This window comes from Bradyrhizobium diazoefficiens, assembly GCF_016616235.1.
Lineage (GTDB): Bacteria > Pseudomonadota > Alphaproteobacteria > Rhizobiales > Xanthobacteraceae > Bradyrhizobium > Bradyrhizobium diazoefficiens_H.
In genome coordinates, this window is record NZ_CP067100.1 from 4,306,687 (window position 1) to 4,324,748 (window position 18,062).

Consider the following 18,062-nt stretch of genomic DNA (forward strand, 5'->3'; position numbering starts at 1 on the left):
AGAAAGTGGCATAGTCGGCCTAACCGATTCGCCGCTTCTGCGGCCCTCAAAACACATCAAGATATATGTCCAAGCAGTTGAAGCCCAAAGCAAAAGACGATTTTTTCGGCGGCGATGAGCCGAAGCCCCGCATGCCCGCCAAGGCGGCGCCGCGCGGAAGCGGCGGCGAAGCCGACTACACGGCAGCCGACATTGAGGTGCTCGAAGGTCTCGAACCGGTGCGGCGCCGGCCCGGCATGTATATCGGCGGCACCGACGAGAAGGCGCTGCATCACCTGTTCGCCGAAGTCATCGACAACTCGATGGACGAGGCGCTGGCGGGACACGCGACCTTCATCGGCGTCGAGCTCTCCGCAGATGGCTTCCTCACCGTCACCGACAACGGCCGCGGCATTCCGGTCGATCCGCATCCCAAGTTCCCGAAGAAGTCGGCGCTCGAAGTGATCATGTGCACGCTGCATTCGGGCGGCAAGTTCGACAGCAAGGTGTACGAGACCTCGGGCGGCCTGCACGGCGTCGGCATCTCCGTCGTGAACGCCCTCTCCTCGCGTCTGGAGGTCGAGGTCGCGCGCAGCCAGAAGCTCTATCGCATGTCGTTCGAGCGCGGGCACCCGAAGGGCAAGCTCGAGGACCTCGGCAAGGTCAACAACCGCCGCGGCACGCGCGTGCGCTTCAAGCCCGACACCGACATCTTCGGTGCCAAAGCCGCATTCAAGCCGCAGCGCCTGTTCAAGATGACGCGCTCGAAGGCCTACCTGTTCGGCGGCGTCGAGATCCGCTGGAATTGTGCGCCCGAGCTGCTCAAGGGCATCGAGGACGTGCCGGCGGAAGCGACCTTCCACTTCCCCGGCGGCCTGAAGGATTATCTCGCCGCTGCGATCCACGCCGACACGCTGGTGCATCCCGACATCTTCTCCGGCAAGTCGGGCCGCAACGGCGCGCACGGCGCCTGCGAATGGGCGGTGGCCTGGACCGCGGACGCCGACGGCTTCCTGTCGTCCTACACCAACACCGTGCCGACGCCCGACGGCGGAACGCACGAATCCGGCCTGCGCAGCGCGCTGCTGCGCGGCCTGAAGGATCACGCCGAGCGCGTCGGCCAGGGCAAGCGCGCCTCGTCCATCACCTCGGAAGACGTGATGGTGGGCGCGGCCGTGATGTTGTCCGTGTTCGTGCGCGAGCCAGAATTCCAGGGCCAGACCAAGGATCGTCTCGCCACCGCCGAAGCGCAGCGCATCGTCGAGCAGGCGATGAAGGATCCGTTCGACCATTGGCTGTCCGGCAATCCGAACATGGCCAACCGGCTGCTCGACTTCGTGATCGACCGCGCCGAGGAGCGGCTGCGGCGCCGCCAGGAGAAGGAGACCGCGCGGAAAACCGCGGGCAAGAAGCTGCGCCTGCCCGGCAAGCTCGCCGACTGCACCGATGCCGGCACCGAAGGCTCCGAGCTCTTCATCGTCGAGGGCGACTCGGCCGGCGGCAGCGCCAAGCAGGCGCGCGACCGCAAGACCCAAGCCGTGCTGCCGCTGCGCGGCAAGATCCTCAACGTCGCCTCCGCCGGCAAGGACAAGCTGACGGCGAACACCCAACTCTCCGATCTCGTGCAGGCGATCGGCTGCGGCCAGCTTGCGCAGTACCGCGAAGAGGATCTGCGCTATCAGCGCATCATCATCATGACCGACGCCGACGTCGACGGCGCGCACATCGCTTCGCTGCTGATCACCTTCTTCTACCGGCAGATGCCACGGCTGATCGACGAGGGCCACCTGTTCCTCGCGGTGCCGCCGCTCTACAAGCTCACGCACGGCCAGAAATCGGTCTACGCGCGCGACGACAAGCACAAGGAAGAGCTGATCCGAAGCGCGTTCAACGCCAACGCCAAGGTCGAGGTGAACCGCTTCAAAGGCCTCGGTGAGATGATGCCGGCGCAGCTCAAGGAGACCACGATGGATCCGGCCAAGCGAACGCTGCTCAAGGTGGTGCTGCTGCCCGACGACCGCGATACCACGGCCGATTCGGTGGAGCGGCTGATGGGCACCAAGGCCGAGGCGCGTTTCGCCTTCATCTCGGACAAGGCCGAGTTCGCCAGCGAAGAGCTGCTGGACGTGTGAGGTTGCAAAAGCCCCTTCTAAACGTGCGGATTCTGCTCCGGCCGCCTCGGCGGCGGCACAGTGCCGCATCGGCCCGCATCCAGGTGCGACTCACTGCGAGGTGCAGGGCTCGGAAGGACCGGAATTCGGCCGTCTGAGTCCGACATTGCTTGGCCATCGGCTCAGGCAGCGCTGGCGTCATCGCGAATTTGGCTGATGTAAACGGCGACGACATCCTAGGCGTGTAGCGACGCCTCGCGCACAAGCCTTTGATTAGAATAGCGATTTCTTGGTGCTAGCGGATGCCGGCGAAGCTGTGTCCTCCGTACAACACCGGATGGTTTTCGGTCATCTGTGTCTGCCCGGCAACAGCATTTCAGTCGGAAACGTCTATAGTCCAACCATCGAATTTGACCGGAACGGCGCTCGTGCCTGCCCACAAGACCAAGGTTGGGGATTTAGAGATGAACAAGATTTTGATGGCTCTGACCGCGGTGGCGGCGATGACGGGGACGGCTTCGGCGGCGGATCTGGCTGCCCGTCCCTACACCAAGGCTCCGGTGGCTGCGGCTCCCGTGTCCAGCTGGACCGGCTGCTACGTCGGTGCCGGCGGCGGCGGCGCGATCACCAAGAACGACCATAACGACTTTATCCCCGGCGTCGGCGCGACAAGCCCGAATCTGTCGACTGGCGCTGACGGCTGGCTCGCCACCGTGCAGGTCGGTTGCGACTATCAGTTCCAGAACTGGGTGGTTGGTGCGTTCGCCGACTACGACTTCATGGACGTGAAGGGCGACATTTCGACCTTCGGCGTGTTCGGGCCGATGAGCGTCGGATCCCAGAAGCAGGACTATCAGTGGGCGGTCGGCGGCCGTGTCGGTTATCTGGTCCTTCCGCAGCTGCTGACCTACGTTTCGGGCGGCTACACCCAGGCGCACTGGAAGTCGACCAGCATGATCGGCACCGGCGTACTCCCGGCTGGTCCGACCACCCTGCCCGGCGCAACCAAAGGCGGCTGGTTCATCGGTGCCGGCGACGAGTACGCTCTGACCAACTTCCTGCCCGGCCTGTTCTGGAAGACGGAATATCGCTACTCCGAATTCGATCGCGCGGACGTCGGAATCAACTTCACTGCCACGGGCCTGCCGACGGGCGTGTCCGAGACCCAGAAGTTCCGCGAGCACAGCGTGCGCAGCGAGCTGGTCTACCGCTTCAACTGGGGTGGTTCGGTCGTCGCGAAGTACTGATCCGAACGCAAGTTCAGACGTCAAAGCCCCGGCATCGTCCGGGGCTTTTTCGTTGCGCAGTACTTCAGCGGCTGACGCTCGCCCTGAGCGATTGATAAGCGGTTCGCAGCTGCGACTCGATCGTGGCCCAGTCGACCTCCGCGATCCCCTCGCCGCGCGCATCGCGATAGGCCATCGCCTCTGCCCGCGCGATGCCGAACTGCCGGATGCCGGCATCGTCTACGCTTTTGCCGTAGGTCAGCGCCGCGACGCGCGCGATGGTGAGGCCGTAATCGCTGGGAGCCACAGCCTCGCGCCGCGCCTGCCACCAGTCGAGCTCGAGACGGGCGGCCTCCGCCACGTCGAACGCCACCGGCGCTGCCGGCGCAAAATCGCGGTAATACGCCACGAGGGCCGGCAGGGCCGCGTCGGCCTCGCGGCGCGAGCGCGTCGGCTGGAACGTCCTGGCGGCCTCCGCTGCGCTGAACGCGAGATGCAGGCTCGTCAGCGGAGAGAAGCCGAACTGCGTCCGCGTCGATTGGTAGAGATGGTAGAACAACGCGGCATAGCGCTTGTCGTAATAGTCGCGCCACATCGCGGTCTCCATCCGCGCCATCTCGGCCGGGTCGAAGGCGCGCAGATCCGCCTGACGCGGAACGACGGCATAGGCCACGACCAGCGCGAGAGACATCGCGGCACCGAGGGCGATTTTTCGCAAGGACATGCGTCCTCCCTTTTGGCCGCGTTGCTTGCAGTGGCCATTGTATCCGAACCGAAGCTACGGCTAGTCTGGCGGGAAGTTTTTCGCGTCCGTGGTGATCGTGATGCCGAGGCGGTCGGGTCGTACCTCGGGAGGTCTGTGCTACGCCCCCGCAACGGGACTGAGGCCGTCGCAAGGCGGCCTGACCGCGGTGCAGAAATCAGCCAAGTGAATCATACGAGAGCACAATAAGCGGCAGCGCCCCTAAGGCCTGAACGGTGGAAGAGACCGGCAGGAGGTGATCTCGCGCGAGTCATGCCAGCGTTTGGCCGCTCGATCTCGGCGGCCAAGTCCGGACATGTCATCCCAGGCATTGTCAGAAAGTTCCTTTGTTGCTCGCCTGCAACAGACTTGTTCTCTCGACCCGATGTATTTTTCCGGAATGGACAAACGCAATCGCGCTGCGGTTGCGATGGAAAGGATTGGGTCGAGGAAAGTGGAAATGAAGAGGCTGACAATTGCATTGGCGGCTGCGGCTGCTTTCTCTGGATCCGCGACGGCGGCCGATCTCGGCGCTCGTCCCCTCAAAGCCGTCGCTCTCCCTGTGACGACCGCAAACTGGACCGGCTTTTACGTGTTTGGCGGCGTCGGCGGCGGGTTGTGGAGCGCCGACAGCAACGTTCTCAGTTCTGGTCCCCCGGCCGTCGCTCCGGCCGGAACGCCATTCACGCGCGATCAGCGCCTCGGCGGCAGCGGCTGGTTCGGCACAGTTGGCGCGGGCTACGACTGGCAGTTCAACGGCGGCTGGGTGGCCGGCGTGTTTGCGGACGGACAGTTTGGCAATATCAGCGGCACCATCGCAGACCCATTCTCGGACTTTTCGCCGACGGGGCGCGAAAAGCTCCACACGAGTTACGCGGCCGGCGCGCGGCTTGGCCATTTGGTTGCGCCGAATGTTCTTTCCTATGTCAATGCGGGCTATTCCGGTTCTGACTGGTCAGGTAGCACACTCTCCGTCTCAACCATTGGAGGCTTCTTCCCCGTCGGCACACCATTGCTCACGACGCCCTCTTTCCATCGGGATGGCTGGTTCATCGGCGGCGGTGTGGAAAACAGCCTGAACATCTTTGGCATCTCGGCGCCGGGCTGGTTCATGAAGACCGAATATCGGTCCGCCTATTACACTCGCACCACACTCCCCGAGACCTTCGCAGCGACCGGCACCCCCGCGGTCGCGACCGTGACCTTCAAGCCTTGGGTGCAGACCATCAGCAGCTCGCTCGTCTACCGCTTCAACGCAGCGGGAACGGTCGCCGCTGCGGAGTCCGCGCCGCGGCTGTACACGAAGGCACAAGCTGCCGGTACGGCGCCGAGCTGGACCGGCTTCTATGCATTCGGCGGTGGCGGGGGCGGCCTTTGGAATGCCGACAGCAACGTCGTCGCCTCGCCCGCGCTGGCCGCGTTCGGCTTTGCGCCGGGCACGCCCTTCACGAGCGACCAGCGGATGGGCGGCACTGGTTGGTTTGGCACCGTCGGCGCCGGTTACGACCGACAGTTCAACAGCAATTGGGTGGCAGGCCTGTTCGCCGACGGACAGTTCGGAGACATTCGCGGCTCGCTGGCCAATCCGACCATGCCCGATACCGAAGGCACTGAAAAGCTCCGGACCAGCTACGCCGCTGGTGTAAGGCTTGGCTATCTGGTCGCGCCGAACGTCCTGTCCTACGTGAACGCGGGCTATTCCGGCTCTGAATGGTCTGGAACCACGCAGGCAACGATCACGCTCCCCAGCATAGCATTCGCGACCACGCCCTCGTTCCGTCGCGACGGTTGGTTCGTGGGCGGCGGCGTCGAGAACAGCCTGAACATCTTCGGCATCTCCGCGCCCGGCTGGTTCATGAAGACCGAGTATCGGTCCGCGTTCTACGACCGGATCACCCTGCCGCAGACGGTTCTCCCGGCAGGAGGCGGGGGCGACCCCGGTACCGCGATCACGTTCAAGCCGTGGGTCCAGACCATCAGCACGGCGATCGTCTATCGCTTCAACTAGGGCCGGCTCACGCGCTGAAGCCTTGCTCGCAAGAATGTCGCTTTTGCAATGAAGGCTGGTGTGTTCCAGAGTGGCGGCGTCAAAGCTCCGGATCGCCCGCAGCTTTTTCGTTCCTGTCTGCCATCAGGCGAAGCCGCTGGCCATTGTACCCGGCCCCGAGCTCCGGCTAGTCTTGCGCCGGCTTTTCCCGCGGGCCGAGGCCGGCACTACCTTGAGCGTCGCAAGCCGCGACAGATGCGAACCGATGAGAGGAAAGCATGCGCAGATTTCTGCTTGTCGCAGGCTTGCTTGCCCTCGCCGTCGGCCTGCTCTGGATCGGTCAGGGCACCGGCACGGTTCCCTGGCCGCGATCGAGCTTCATGGTCAGCCAGCTGCAATGGGCCGGCTATGGCGCAGCCATGGCCGGCTTCGGGCTGGTGCTGATCTGGCAGAGCAACCAATAGAAGAAAACCAGGGAATACAAGCATGACATCCAACCGGTTCGATCTCCGCGGCAAGGTCGCGATCGTCACGGGAGGCAATGGCGGCATCGGCCTCGGCCTCGCCCACGGCCTCGCCGATGCCGGCGCCGATATCGCCGTGGTGGGACGCAACGAGACCAAGTCCGCCGCCGCCGTCGCCGATCTCAAAGCGCGCGGCGTGAAGGCGATTTCCGTCACCACCGACGTCACCGACAAGGCCGCGGTCGCCGCCATGATCGACCGCGTGGTGAAGGAGCTCGGCCGTATCGACATCCTCATCAACAATGCCGGCATGAGCATCCGCAAGCCGCCGCACGAGCTCGAGCTCGACGAGTGGAACAAGGTGATCGACACCAACCTCACCAGCGCCTTCGTGTGCTCAAAGCTGGCCTATCCGGCGCTGAAGGCGTCCGGCAACGGCAAGGTGATCAACATCGGCTCGATGATGTCGATCTTCGGCGCCAGCTTCGCCACCGCCTATGCGGCGAGCAAGGGCGGCATCGTGCAGTACACGCGCGCCTGCGCCAACGCCTGGGCGCCCGATAACATCCAGGTCAACGCCATCCTGCCGGGCTGGATCGACACCGACCTCACCCGCGGCGCGCGCCAGCAGGTCGCAGGCTTGCACGAGCGCGTGCTGGCGCGCACGCCGGCAGGGCGCTGGGGCGACATCGACGACTTCGCCGGCATCGCCGTGTTCCTCGCCTCGCCCGCGTCGAATTTCGTCACGGGCACCGCGATCCCCGTTGACGGGGGATTCTCGGTGATGGCGTGACGCCGCCGCGCACGTAAACCGCACGGAAAAAAAGAAGCCCCGGACGACGCCGGGGCTTTTGAATTTTTGGCAGTGATCGTCTTTTACACGTTCTTGGTCGTTCGTTGATCTGCTCAGTAGCGCGCGATGACCGGCGCGTCGAACTTGTAGCTCGCGCGCACGACAGCCCACTGGATGTCGCGCGGCTTGGCATCGAAGGTGTAATTGCCGGAGAGGCCGCCAAGCTGATAGGTCTGGCTGCCGAAGGCCGCGTAATTGTATTCGAGGCCGACGATCCAATTGCGCGTGATGCCATATTCCCAGCCGGCGCCGACAGTCCAGCCATTGGCCCAGTGGGTTTGCCCACCGGATCCCGTCGCCGGGCCGACCGTGTCGGTGACGTTGAGGCGGTTGTTCACGCCCGCATAGCCACCCTTGATGTAGAACAGGTTGTTCTGCACGGCAAAGCCGGCGCGGCCGACGACGGTCGCGAGCACGTTCGTACGCCAGTCGAACACATTGCCGCCGGGAGCGAACGCGGTGTTCACGACCGTGCCCTTGTTGTCGAGGCCGGAGATCGTGCCTTCCATGCCGAACACGTAGTTGTTGGCCTGCCAGTTATAGCCGATCTGGGCGCCGCCCATGATGCCCGCGCTACGCTGACGATAACCCTGTCCCGGAACGAGGTCCCCGAACGGCGCGCCGGTCCCATTGTTGATGAACTGCTCGTTGGTCCAGGCGCCACCGATGTGGCCGCCGACGTAGAAGCCGGTCCAGTTGAACAGCGGCTCGATATAGGCGGGCGCCTTCGTGTAGCGCGCGCCGAGATCGGCGGCGCAGGCGGCGCCGGTCGAAACCAGAGCCGTCGTGCAGGCGAAGGCAGCAATCAGTTTGTTACGCATGGTACACCCCGTGTCCTTTGATGGGTGCACGCTCACACGCAGGTCTTACTCAAATTTGAATCAAGAAAGTTAAGGCGCCGGATTGACAGGCCGCGCGCCGTGAATCCGTTTGTGCTGTTGCCCGCGCGCAACGCGCCGGGCGCGATTTAACGCGGCATTATCCCTACCGCGTACTTGCGCTACGATGCCGGCGCGGCCTTCGACTGCACGTGCTCCGGCCGCACGCCGACGGCCACGAAGCGCGCGGGGATGCCCTGCAACCATGGCACCGCGCTGATGAGGCGCAGGATCAGCGGCACCTTCAGCGGCTGGTCGCCGCCCTGCAAGGCGGCGCTGACGACGTGGTTCTGCACGATAACCTGCATCCGCTGCGTCATCTTCACCGGGAACTCGCGCCGGCGCCGCACGGCATCGAGCTCGTTCTCGAGCGGACAGCCGTGTTGCAGCTTGTCCGCAAGCAGGTTGGCGGTCGCAACCGCATCCTGCACGGCGAGATTGACGCCGACGCCGCCGACCGGCGACATCGCATGCGCGGCATCGCCGATGAGAAGCAGACCCGGCCGCGTCCAGCGCGTCAGACGGTTGATCGCGACGGTGAGCAGCTTGACGTCGTCAAAACTCTTCACCTCGGCAATGCCGCTTCGGAGCACCGGCGCCATCCGCACGACATCGTCGAGCAGGGCCTGCAATCCCCTCGCCTTCACCGCCTCATATTGTCCCTTGGCGATGACATAGGCGCATTGCCAGTAGTCGCCGCGGTCGAAGGTGACCATCATCTTGCCGGGCTCGAGCCGCGCGAACAGACTTTCGGTCTCGTCCGCCCTGCGGCCGACGCGGAACCAGAGCACATCCATCGGCGCGCCGATCTCCTCGACCTCAAGACCGGCGCGCTCGCGCACGAGCGAATGCCGGCCATCGCAGGCAATGGTGAGATCGGCCTCGATGTCGATCGGCCCGTCCGGCGTATTCGCGCGCACGCCGGCAATGGTCTCGCCGCGGCGGATCAGGTCGACGGCTTCCGTGTTCATCATCACCTTGAGCGACGGGAAGCGCTTGCCGGCCTCGCGCAGGAAATTCAGGAAGTCCCACTGCGGCATGAAGGCGATGAAGGGATATTTCGCATCGAGCCGGCTGAGATCGGCGATGCGCACCTTCGTGCCGCCGAGCAGGCCATCCATCTTCTGCAAGCGTTGATGCGGCAGCTTGAGGAAATCGTCGATCAAACCGAGCTCGTCCATGACCTGGAGGGTCGAGGGATGCACGGTGTCGCCGCGAAAATCGCGGAAGAAATCCGCATGCTTCTCCAGCACCACGAGGTCGATGCCGGCGCGTCCCAGGAGATAGCCCAGCATCATGCCGGCCGGCCCGCCGCCGACGATGCAGCATCGGACCTTTGTCGTCCGGTTCCGTTCTTGATCGGATGTCATGGAAACCCCAACGTGCGCAGTCGCTCGGAGATGGGGATAACCTTAGCCCCAAGTCGGCTCGGTCGCAGTCCTATTCTAAGATTCGCCGGGATCGTAGACACCGCTTGACGCCGGCTGGGCAGGAGTGATCTGCCCTTCAACTGCTTGAACATAAGTGCGAAATCGGTCTCAATCCGGTTGATCTCGGCGCCTTGGCAAGTCTCGGTTCCACAAGCACCGGCGCTCGCGCGGCCAGCGCTGCCACCTGACGCCTGGCCTGGAACCGTAGCGATACGGATTTGACCGATCTGCGGCTTTGCCTAAGATTCGACTCAAATCGCGGGCGGGATCAAAAGTTGTATCGCCCTAGAAGATCGCGTCGCTCAATGAACGCGTCTCTTACGACAAACCGGGTGGGGAAATGCCAATGGCCGAAGCGTTGCAGATCAATTTCGCGCTGTGGGGTATGATCATCTGCGCGGCGATCAAGATCAGTCAATTCTTGGCAGCGCTCTAGCCAAAGATCATCCAGCTGACGACGGCAAGCGCAGCGCGGGTGATGACATACAGCCAACAGACCATGGCGACGCCGACTGCGGTGAGATAGACGCCGGCAAGGGCCCGCTCGCCGATCGGCGTTTTGTCGCTGCCGAATTTCTCGGTGTCGATGTCCGCGCCCAAGCTCGCCTGATTAGCAATGTCCGACATGTTCACCTCCGCCGACGGAGTATGTCGCAGAAATGTTGCGTCCAGCCGACAGCAACATGGAAAGCGCAGGGCGGTAGGTTGGCAAAAACGAGACGCCTGAACTTCTGACGCGCCTCCGTTGTCGGAACTTTGTAAAGATCCATAAGAGGTGTCAATTGTTGCTGCGGGTGGCGGTGCGAAAACTCTTGATCTCCGACACGCTGCCGTCGCGATAGGTCAGCTCGACTGAGACGAATTGCGTCGCCGGTGCGAGCTTCATGTAGAGCGGCATGCCGGCGGTGATCGCGCTGGGATCGCGCAAATCGCAATTCGGCATTTTCAGCACCTGGTTGGGCACGGCCGTGTCGATCCCGATGCGGACCTCGCGGATGGCGCAGCGGTAGGACACGAGATGCGTGTAATACACCAAAAGGCCGTTGAACTCGCGGAATGACAGCCAGCTCGTCGCGGTCATGTCGAGGATCTTGCGCTGGTCGCGGATCAGCGCGGCCTCGGGATCGAACCTGATCGGGAACGGCCCCTGCATGTCGCCGGACTGGTCGACATAGCGGACCTCGATGGTGCCGGCCTGCGCGTCCGGCGGCAGCTCGATCGACGGGTTCGGCATCCGCTTGCGGGTGCGTGGATCGAGCGCGTCGATGAAGCCGGTCTCGCGGAAATCGCCCGTGCCCGCCATGCGCCAGGAAATGCCCAGCGTCGGATCGGCGAAGGAGAACACCACGCTCCAGCCGCCATTGTGGCGGGAGAAGCTCGCAATCGGCGCGTTGGTGGTCTCCTCCTTCGGCAGGCGCGGCACCGATGCCGGCGGCAGCGCCGCGACCTTTTGCGGCGGCGGCTCGGCGGGGCGCGCTGCAGCATCCTTGGCGACGCCGCTGAGGAAGACGTCGTCGACCATCTGGTCGAAATAGACCGGCACCTGCTTGTGCCTGACGGTGTCGGCCATCTCGCTGACCAGACGGCGGGTACGCTGCGCCACCTGCACCAGGTTCTCGCCGGGTTGGAGCAGCTCCTTGGCGAAGGTGCGCGTGAACACCGAATTCGGGTTGGCGTCGTCATTGGAGAGGCGGTCGAGCGCGGTCTGGCGAGGGCCGGCCGAAAACACCGAGAACACGCCCTCCGGCAGCAGCGTCATCGGTGCAAGCCCGCCGCCGCCGGCAACCGCGCGCGTGCCGGCGCGTTCGAACGGATTGTTGCGGCAGGCGTCGAACACAAGGATCGAGGTCCGCGCCTTCTTGTTCTGGAGGCGCTCGACGATGCGGTCGGCGAGAATCGAGGCGTCGCGTACCAGTTCTTCCTGCCCTTCCGACGCCGCCGGCACGTCGGTCGGCAGCAGATAGTTCTGGCCCGCGATCTCGAAACCGTGGCCGGCGTAAAAGAAGAACGCGGTGTCGCCGGGCTCGATCGCCCGGTCGAAGGCGAGCAGCGTCTCGGAGAATTGCTGGCGGTTCTGGTTCTCGGCGACCATCACCTGGAAGCCGAGCTGCTTCAGCGTGTCGCCCATGGTGCGGGCATCGTTGACGGCCTTGAGCAACTTCGGGACGTTGCGGTAGTCGTTGTTGCCGACGACGAGCGCGACGCGCTTCTCGGCATGGGCAGGAAGCGCGACGCCGCTCAGGCTCGCCGCGAGGCCCAGGGCCGCCAGAAGTCTGAAAAGCCGACGCGTCATCGAAAAAATTCCCATTGCCGAGCAGCCCGTCCCCGGCTTCCTCGAACCCTCGTTCTCTGGAAGGCCCCGCCGCTGATGTGATAGTCGGCCCAGCCACATCGGCGGTTCAAGGGCTGTACACGTCATGGATCCCAGCTCCGCCGTCTGGCCTATGGCAGATTCTGCCGGAATCTGCTTTTTCTTAATCAGGTTTCCGGGCAATGCCGTTGGAAGCGGGGGCAACCGTGTTTCGCTGGTGTACGGACGAGGTCGAGCCGCACGATCGCTTCGATTACTGGCGCGAGGTGCGGGCCAAGGGGCTGTTCGGCGTTACCGCCGAGCTCGAGCGCGAACGGCGTGCGGAATTCTTCGGCGAATTCTCGCTGCGCCAGCTCGGCGGAGCCGGCCTTGTCGAGCTGAAGGCGTCGGCCTATGCGGTCGAGCGCAGCGCGTCTGACATCGCCTGCGCGCCGGGCGATGCCATCTGCGTCTACCAGCAGCTCGGCAGCGGCGGCTGGTTCGGCGGCCTGCGCGCAAGTGACTTTGCGATCGCCAATGGCAGCTTCGCCACCAGCCACACCGACCTGCCCTACCGCACCGCGCCGCTGGGTGCCGGAGGCTTCCACCTGCGGATTCTGAAGATTCCGGTGAGCAGCATCCCGGGACAGGACAAGCGTATGCGCGAGCTCGCGCCGAAGACGTTCAACGACAGCGCTCTTGCGCCTCTGCTCAGCGCCTGCTTCACCGATCTCGCCGAAGCTGCCGCGGGTGGCGGCGCGACCGATCCGACCTCTCTCGTCCAGGCCGCCTTGGTTCAAGCTCTGGCGCATCTGGCGCTGATCGAACGCGGCATCCTGCGGCCCGGCAGCCGCCGCGGACAGGCTGCGCTGCGGACGGCCCGCCTATCGCAGGCGCGGCACCTGATCGCGCGTCACCTGCAAGACCCCGATCTGGCTCCGATCATGGTGGCCGACCAGCTCGGCGTGTCCGTGCGCCACCTGCATATGCTGTTCGAGACATCCGAGAAGAGCTTCTCGCAGACCGTGACCGACGCGCGCCTAAAGCAGAGCCGCCGCCTGATGCGCGAGGCCCCGGAGCGGCTGATCGCCGACATCGCCACCGCCTGCGGCTTCGACAGCCTTGCGACCTATTACCGGGTCTTCAACGCCGCCTATGGCATGGCGCCCGGTGATTTCCGGGCTCAGGGTCCAGAGCGGCGTTAAGCGCGGGCTCTGCCCGTTCCGGGCTGGCGGAAAACTCCAGAAGAACCCGGTATTTGGCTAAAAAGCTCAGGTTTTTTAGGATCTTCCCGCGCCCGCTCCATTGACTTTGGCCGATTCCCGCCTATGTTCCGGGGCGACGCGGCTCAGATCGAAGACCGATTCCCGAGCCTGGCGCTTTGTTCGCGTGAGTCAGCACCCCCAGCTTCTTTGAGAGCGCGCCGTTTCGGGGTGGAACGCGACAGCCTTATTACCCTCGATTCCGAACGGCGGTTTCGACCAGAGGCTCAATGTCCTTTTCAAATCTCGGACTGTCCGAAAAAGTCCTCGCCGCAGTGGCGGCCACCGGCTACACCACCCCCACCCCCATCCAGGAACAGGCGATCCCCCACGTCCTCGCACGCAAGGACGTGCTCGGCATCGCCCAGACCGGCACCGGCAAGACCGCGGCCTTCGTGCTGCCGATGCTCACCATCCTCGAAAAGGGCCGGGCCCGGGCGCGCATGCCGCGCACGCTGATCCTGGAGCCGACCCGCGAGCTCGCAGCGCAAGTGAAGGAAAACTTCGACCGCTACGGAGCCGGCCAGAAACTCAACGTCGCGCTGCTGATCGGCGGCGTCTCGTTCGGCGACCAGGATGCCAAGCTGACGCGCGGCGTCGACGTGCTGATCGCCACCCCCGGCCGCCTGCTCGACCATACCGAGCGCGGCGGCCTCTTGCTCACCGGCGTCGAGCTGCTCGTCATCGACGAAGCCGACCGCATGCTGGACATGGGCTTCATTCCCGACATCGAGCGCATCTGCAAGCTCGTCCCGTTCACGCGGCAGACCCTGTTCTTCACCGCGACCATGCCGCCGGAAATCCGGCGCATCACCGAGGCCTTCCTGCACAATCCGCAGAAGGTCGAAGTCTCCCGTCCCGCGACCACCGCCGTGACCGTCACGCAGGCCCAGGTGCCCGCCGGACGCGAGGCGCATGAGAAGCGCGAGCTGCTCCGCCGCCTGCTGCGCGAAGCCAAAGACCTCAAGAACGCGATCATCTTCTGCAATCGCAAGCGCGAGGTCGCGATCGTTCACAAGTCACTCCAGAAGCACGGCTTCAGTGTCGGCGCGCTGCATGGCGACATGGACCAGCCGGCCCGCATGGCGGCGCTCGACCAGTTCCGCAAGGGCGAGCTGCCTCTGCTCGTCGCCTCCGACGTTGCCGCGCGCGGCCTCGATATTCCCGAAGTCAGCCATGTCTTCAATTTCGATGTCCCCCATCATCCCGACGATTACGTTCACCGCATCGGCCGCACCGGGCGCGCCGGCCGCAGCGGCACCGCGATCTCGATCGTCACGCCGCTCGACCAGAAGTCGATGGTCGCGATCGAGAAGCTGATCGGCCAGAGCATTCCGCGCGCCGACGGCGATTACGAGATCCACGCTGAATCCGGCGACGCCACCGAGCGTCCGCGCGAGCAGCGCGGCCGTGAACGTTCCCGCGGCGGACGCGGCAAGCCGCAACGCGGCGAGCGCCGCGGTCACGACCGTGAGCGCAGCCACGAGCCGAGCGAGGCGCGTGGCGAGGCCCGGCCCGCCCCCGAGGCGAGGCCAGCACGCGAGGCAAGACCCGCACGCGAGGCGAGACCTGCACGCGAAGCAAGACCTGCACGCGAGGCAAGGCCGGCGCGCGAAGCCAAGGCACCATCCGAGCCGCGCCATGGCGCACGCTCACAGGCGAATGCGTCGCATGTGCCGTCGATCGGCCGTCCCGAGCCGCGCCGCCAGCGCGAGGCGGACACCGAACCGGGCGATCACTCGCATCTGCCGGCGTTTCTGCTGCGACCGGTTCGCTCTCCCGCCGGCGCCTGAAGCGCGACAACTTCAGTTTGGTTGAGACGGACGGCCGCACACTTTTTCAGAAGCATTCGCGGCCGTATATTTACGGGCCGTTCACGATCGTCCGTTAGCCTACGAACATAATTTAGGCATTGCAGCGATCGGCCGCGTACCGGTCGCCGTGGGGAACGTTCCGTGGTCAAGGTGCTCGACGAACACGAACGCACGATGGCGTTCGCCGAGGTGGCGCTCGGTCAGATCCGATCGCTTCGGCAGACGGCAATTCCCCGCAACTACGAGATCTGGTACGTCTACGCCACGGGCTACAACGCGCCGCTCAACAAGATCATCAACGAGACGCTGGCGCGCAACGGCAAGCTGACCGAAGCCGATCTCGAGCAGATCTACGATACCTATCTCTCCCACATCAAGACGACCGATCGCATCGACAAGGTCGGCGCGCGCGTCATCGGCGAGATCGACGACGTGATGAAGGTGCTGGGCGAAGCGCTCGGAATGACCGGCGCCTACGACGCCACCCTGTCCGGCGCGACCGAGAAGCTGCCATCGGCCAAGAACCGCGACCAGATCAACGCGATCGTCGAGACGCTGCTGCGCTCGACCAGCGAGATGCGCGAGACCAACAAGGCGCTGGAAGACCGGCTGACGCTGTCGAAGAACGAGATCAGCAATCTCCAGCAGAGCCTCGAGGCGATCCGCGCCGAGAGCCTGACCGATCCGCTCACGGGCCTTGGCAACCGCAAATATTTCGACCGCATGATCGGCATGGCCGTGCAGAGCGCGCTGGCGAGCGGCGAGCCGCTGTCGCTCTTGCTGGTCGACATCGACCATTTCAAGTCGTTCAACGATTCCTACGGCCATCTCACCGGCGACCAGGTGCTGCGCCTTGTCGGCCTGTCGCTGAAGCAGACCATCAAGGGCCAGGACATCACCGCGCGCTATGGCGGCGAGGAATTTGCGGTCGTCCTGCCCAACACGGCACTGCGCCAGGCCCTCACCGTGGCCGATCACATCCGCCGCGCGGTGATGGCGAAGGAATTGAAGAAGAAGTCCACCGGCGAGATCCTCGGCCGCGTCACCATCTCCGTCGGCGTCTCCATGCTCAAGCCGGGCGACGACACCGACGCGCTGATCGAGCGCGCGGATGCCTGCCTCTACGCGGCCAAGCGCAACGGCCGCAACCGCGTGATCTGCGAAGCCGACCCGGAATTCGCCGTCGAAAGCCACAGCCGGGTGGCGTGACGGAAGCGGCTTGCCGAACGGCGCGCGCTTGACATTCCAATACCGCGAGCGACATCTTCTTCGCCGCCTCAAAAACCGCGACACACTTTTCCCGGTCATGCTCTAACTGCGAGGACTTGCCGTCTTGCCAAACCCGCATGATTTTCACGCGCCGCAGCCGTCCTACACCAGGGACGAACTGCTGAGATCGAGCGAAGGCGGCTATTTCGGACCGGGCAACGCCCAACTGCCGGCGCCGCCGATGCTGATGATGGACCGCATCACCGAGATCAGTCTGGATGGCGGCGCATACGGCAAGGGCCACATCGTCGGCGAGCTCGACATTGTGCCGGACCACTGGTTCTTCCAGTGCCACTATCGCGGCGATGCGATGATGCCGGGAAGCCTGGGTCTGGATGCGATGTGGCAGATGGTCGGTTACTGGCTCGGCTGGTCGGGATCACCGGGCAAGGGCCGCGCGATCGGCGTCGGTGAGGTCGAGGCGACGGGCGCCATCACACCGCAGACGCGCGCCGTGCGCTACGAGGTCGCCATGCGCATGGTTCGGCGCGGCAAGCTGGTGCTGGGCATTGCCGATGGCCGTGTGCTCGCCGATGGTGTCAGCGTGTTCGTGGCGAAGGACATGCGGGTTGGCCTGACCAAGGCCGTGGATTGATGTTCAACTGCCGTAAGGTGTGCAAAGGCGCAAGCGCCGTGCCCACGATTTCTCCAACACTGTTGTCCTGAATGGTGGGCACGCTGCGCTTTGCCCACCCTACCGCACCGCCCTCTTAGCCGGCCGCTTCTTGGCAACGGGCTTGTTCGCGGCCGCCTTCTTCGACGCCGCTTTCTTCATCGCCTTCTTCACAGTTTTCCCCTTCGGCCGCTTCCTCACCTTGGCGCGCTGGGCGGCGGCGAGCGCCGCCCTCGCCCATTGCGCAAGCTCTCCGGAATCGTCGAACAGGCGGGCCGGCAGCTCCCAATAGGAATTGACCGTCACCGTCTTGGCGCGGGTCGAATACTGGAACGGCCTCGAGCCTTCGGCTTCAAAGTCCGGGATGGTCACCTTGTCGGCGCGCAAAAACAAACCGGCACGCAAGGCGAGCGCGAAATTGGTGCCGTCGGCCGAGATGCCGTAGCCGGAGAACATCTTGCGAATGGTGACGGGGCCGAAATCGGCGAACAGGTCGATCAGGAATTCGCGGTCCATGGCCCCATCTCTCTCCCCGGCGTCGTCCCCGCGAACGCGGGGACCCATAACCACAGGAAGGAGTTTAGCGAAGACTGTTAGTCGTGCCAGCTCCGATACTGCCATTTCCCGCTGAAGACGGATCACGCGGTATGGGTCCCGGCGCCCGTGCGCAATTGCGCACTAGGCCGGGACGACAGCAGAATGCTTGGCGAAAGCCGGGCTTACCCGTCGATCTTGGCCGGCCGCAGCTCGACCGACTCGCCGCAGCCGCAGGCGGAGATCTGGTTGGGGTTGTTGAAGACGAACTGGGCCTGCATCTTGTCGGCCTTGTAGTCCATCTCGGTACCGAGCAGGAACAGCACGGCCTTGGGATCGACCAGGATCTTGACACCCTTGTCCTCGACGACCTCGTCGGTCGGGCGGACGTCATGGGCGTATTCGACCGTGTAGGATTGGCCGGCGCAGCCACCGTTCTTCACGCCGACCCGCAGGCCGACAATCTCGGAATCGGCGCGCTGGGTCAGCTCGGTGATGCGCTGGGCAGCGGCATCCGTCAGCCGCATCACCTGCGGGCGGGGCCGCCGCGGCTTGGGAGTGGATGCTGGTGTCGAGCCTGACGAGATCTGGGTCATGGTATTTATGTGGT

16 protein-coding genes are annotated in these 18,062 nt (G+C 64.5%); 9 read left to right on the forward strand and 7 right to left on the reverse strand.

The genetic code is table 11. The annotated features are described in order from the left end of the window. Positions 1 to 65: 65 nt before the first annotated feature. Positions 66 to 2,111 (forward strand): DNA topoisomerase IV subunit B, encoded by a 2,046-nt coding sequence (parE, locus tag JJB99_RS20485; RefSeq protein WP_200494141.1) that lies wholly within the window; start codon positions 66 to 68, stop codon positions 2,109 to 2,111. Between the two features lie 443 nt (positions 2,112 to 2,554). Continuing rightward, positions 2,555 to 3,337 (forward strand): outer membrane protein, encoded by a 783-nt coding sequence (locus JJB99_RS20490; protein ID WP_200494142.1) that lies wholly within the window; start codon positions 2,555 to 2,557, stop codon positions 3,335 to 3,337. Positions 3,338 to 3,401: 64 nt separating this feature from the next. Here the strand turns inward: JJB99_RS20490 and JJB99_RS20495 are convergent, their stop codons facing one another. Continuing rightward, on the reverse strand, positions 3,402 to 4,040 hold the full coding sequence (locus JJB99_RS20495; protein ID WP_200494143.1) for a hypothetical protein: 639 nt from the start codon (positions 4,038 to 4,040) through the stop codon (positions 3,402 to 3,404). A gap of 334 nt (positions 4,041 to 4,374) precedes the next feature. Here JJB99_RS20495 and JJB99_RS20500 point away from each other — a divergent pair, with 334 nt between their 5' ends. From JJB99_RS20500 to JJB99_RS20510, 3 genes are all read left to right on the forward strand, one after another. Continuing rightward, the gene (locus JJB99_RS20500) at positions 4,375 to 6,066 is read left to right on the forward strand and encodes an outer membrane protein (RefSeq protein ID WP_246774930.1); all 1,692 of its coding nucleotides are present in this window, start codon (positions 4,375 to 4,377) and stop codon (positions 6,064 to 6,066) included. 257 nt (positions 6,067 to 6,323) lie between these two features. Continuing rightward, the gene (locus tag JJB99_RS20505) at positions 6,324 to 6,509 is read left to right on the forward strand and encodes a hypothetical protein (RefSeq protein ID WP_200494144.1); all 186 of its coding nucleotides are present in this window, start codon (positions 6,324 to 6,326) and stop codon (positions 6,507 to 6,509) included. Between the two features lie 22 nt (positions 6,510 to 6,531). Next, a complete protein-coding gene (locus JJB99_RS20510) occupies positions 6,532 to 7,302 on the forward strand; it encodes an SDR family NAD(P)-dependent oxidoreductase (RefSeq protein ID WP_200494145.1) in 771 nt (256 codons plus the stop codon). 113 nt (positions 7,303 to 7,415) lie between these two features. Here the strand turns inward: JJB99_RS20510 and JJB99_RS20515 are convergent, their stop codons facing one another. The 4 genes from JJB99_RS20515 to JJB99_RS20530 form a co-directional block, all read right to left on the reverse strand. Beyond that, positions 7,416 to 8,183 (reverse strand): outer membrane protein, encoded by a 768-nt coding sequence (locus JJB99_RS20515; protein WP_200494146.1) that lies wholly within the window; start codon positions 8,181 to 8,183, stop codon positions 7,416 to 7,418. 179 nt (positions 8,184 to 8,362) lie between these two features. Next, positions 8,363 to 9,610: an FAD-dependent oxidoreductase gene (locus JJB99_RS20520; RefSeq protein ID WP_200494147.1), complete on the reverse strand. Its 1,248-nt coding sequence runs from the start codon at positions 9,608 to 9,610 to the stop codon at positions 8,363 to 8,365. 492 nt (positions 9,611 to 10,102) lie between these two features. Next, on the reverse strand, positions 10,103 to 10,297 hold the full coding sequence (locus JJB99_RS20525; protein ID WP_200494148.1) for a hypothetical protein: 195 nt from the start codon (positions 10,295 to 10,297) through the stop codon (positions 10,103 to 10,105). A gap of 151 nt (positions 10,298 to 10,448) precedes the next feature. Beyond that, positions 10,449 to 11,963: a caspase family protein gene (locus JJB99_RS20530; RefSeq protein ID WP_200494149.1), complete on the reverse strand. Its 1,515-nt coding sequence runs from the start codon at positions 11,961 to 11,963 to the stop codon at positions 10,449 to 10,451. Between the two features lie 224 nt (positions 11,964 to 12,187). Between JJB99_RS20530 and JJB99_RS20535 the strand changes: the two genes are divergently transcribed. The 4 genes from JJB99_RS20535 to fabA all read left to right on the forward strand — a co-directional run bounded on the left by JJB99_RS20535 (position 12,188) and on the right by fabA (position 16,900). Further along, complete coding sequence (locus JJB99_RS20535; protein WP_200500228.1) at positions 12,188 to 13,165, forward strand: helix-turn-helix transcriptional regulator; 978 nt, start codon at positions 12,188 to 12,190, stop codon at positions 13,163 to 13,165. Between the two features lie 287 nt (positions 13,166 to 13,452). Then, entirely contained in the window at positions 13,453 to 15,015 is a 1,563-nt protein-coding gene (locus JJB99_RS20540) for a DEAD/DEAH box helicase (RefSeq protein WP_200494150.1), read from the forward strand. Positions 15,016 to 15,177: 162 nt separating this feature from the next. Next, a complete protein-coding gene (locus tag JJB99_RS20545; RefSeq protein ID WP_200494151.1) occupies positions 15,178 to 16,245 on the forward strand; it encodes a GGDEF domain-containing protein in 1,068 nt (355 codons plus the stop codon). A gap of 124 nt (positions 16,246 to 16,369) precedes the next feature. After that, complete coding sequence (fabA, locus tag JJB99_RS20550; protein WP_200494152.1) at positions 16,370 to 16,900, forward strand: bifunctional 3-hydroxydecanoyl-ACP dehydratase/trans-2-decenoyl-ACP isomerase; 531 nt, start codon at positions 16,370 to 16,372, stop codon at positions 16,898 to 16,900. 99 nt (positions 16,901 to 16,999) lie between these two features. On the opposite strand, the gene JJB99_RS20555 is transcribed toward fabA, so the two are convergent. Together JJB99_RS20555 and JJB99_RS20560 are read right to left on the reverse strand one after the other, a co-directional pair. Beyond that, positions 17,000 to 17,434: a TfoX/Sxy family protein gene (locus tag JJB99_RS20555; protein ID WP_200494153.1), complete on the reverse strand. Its 435-nt coding sequence runs from the start codon at positions 17,432 to 17,434 to the stop codon at positions 17,000 to 17,002. Positions 17,435 to 17,637: 203 nt separating this feature from the next. Next, a complete protein-coding gene (locus JJB99_RS20560) occupies positions 17,638 to 18,048 on the reverse strand; it encodes a HesB/IscA family protein (RefSeq protein WP_200494154.1) in 411 nt (136 codons plus the stop codon). Between the last annotated feature and the right edge of the window lie 14 nt (positions 18,049 to 18,062).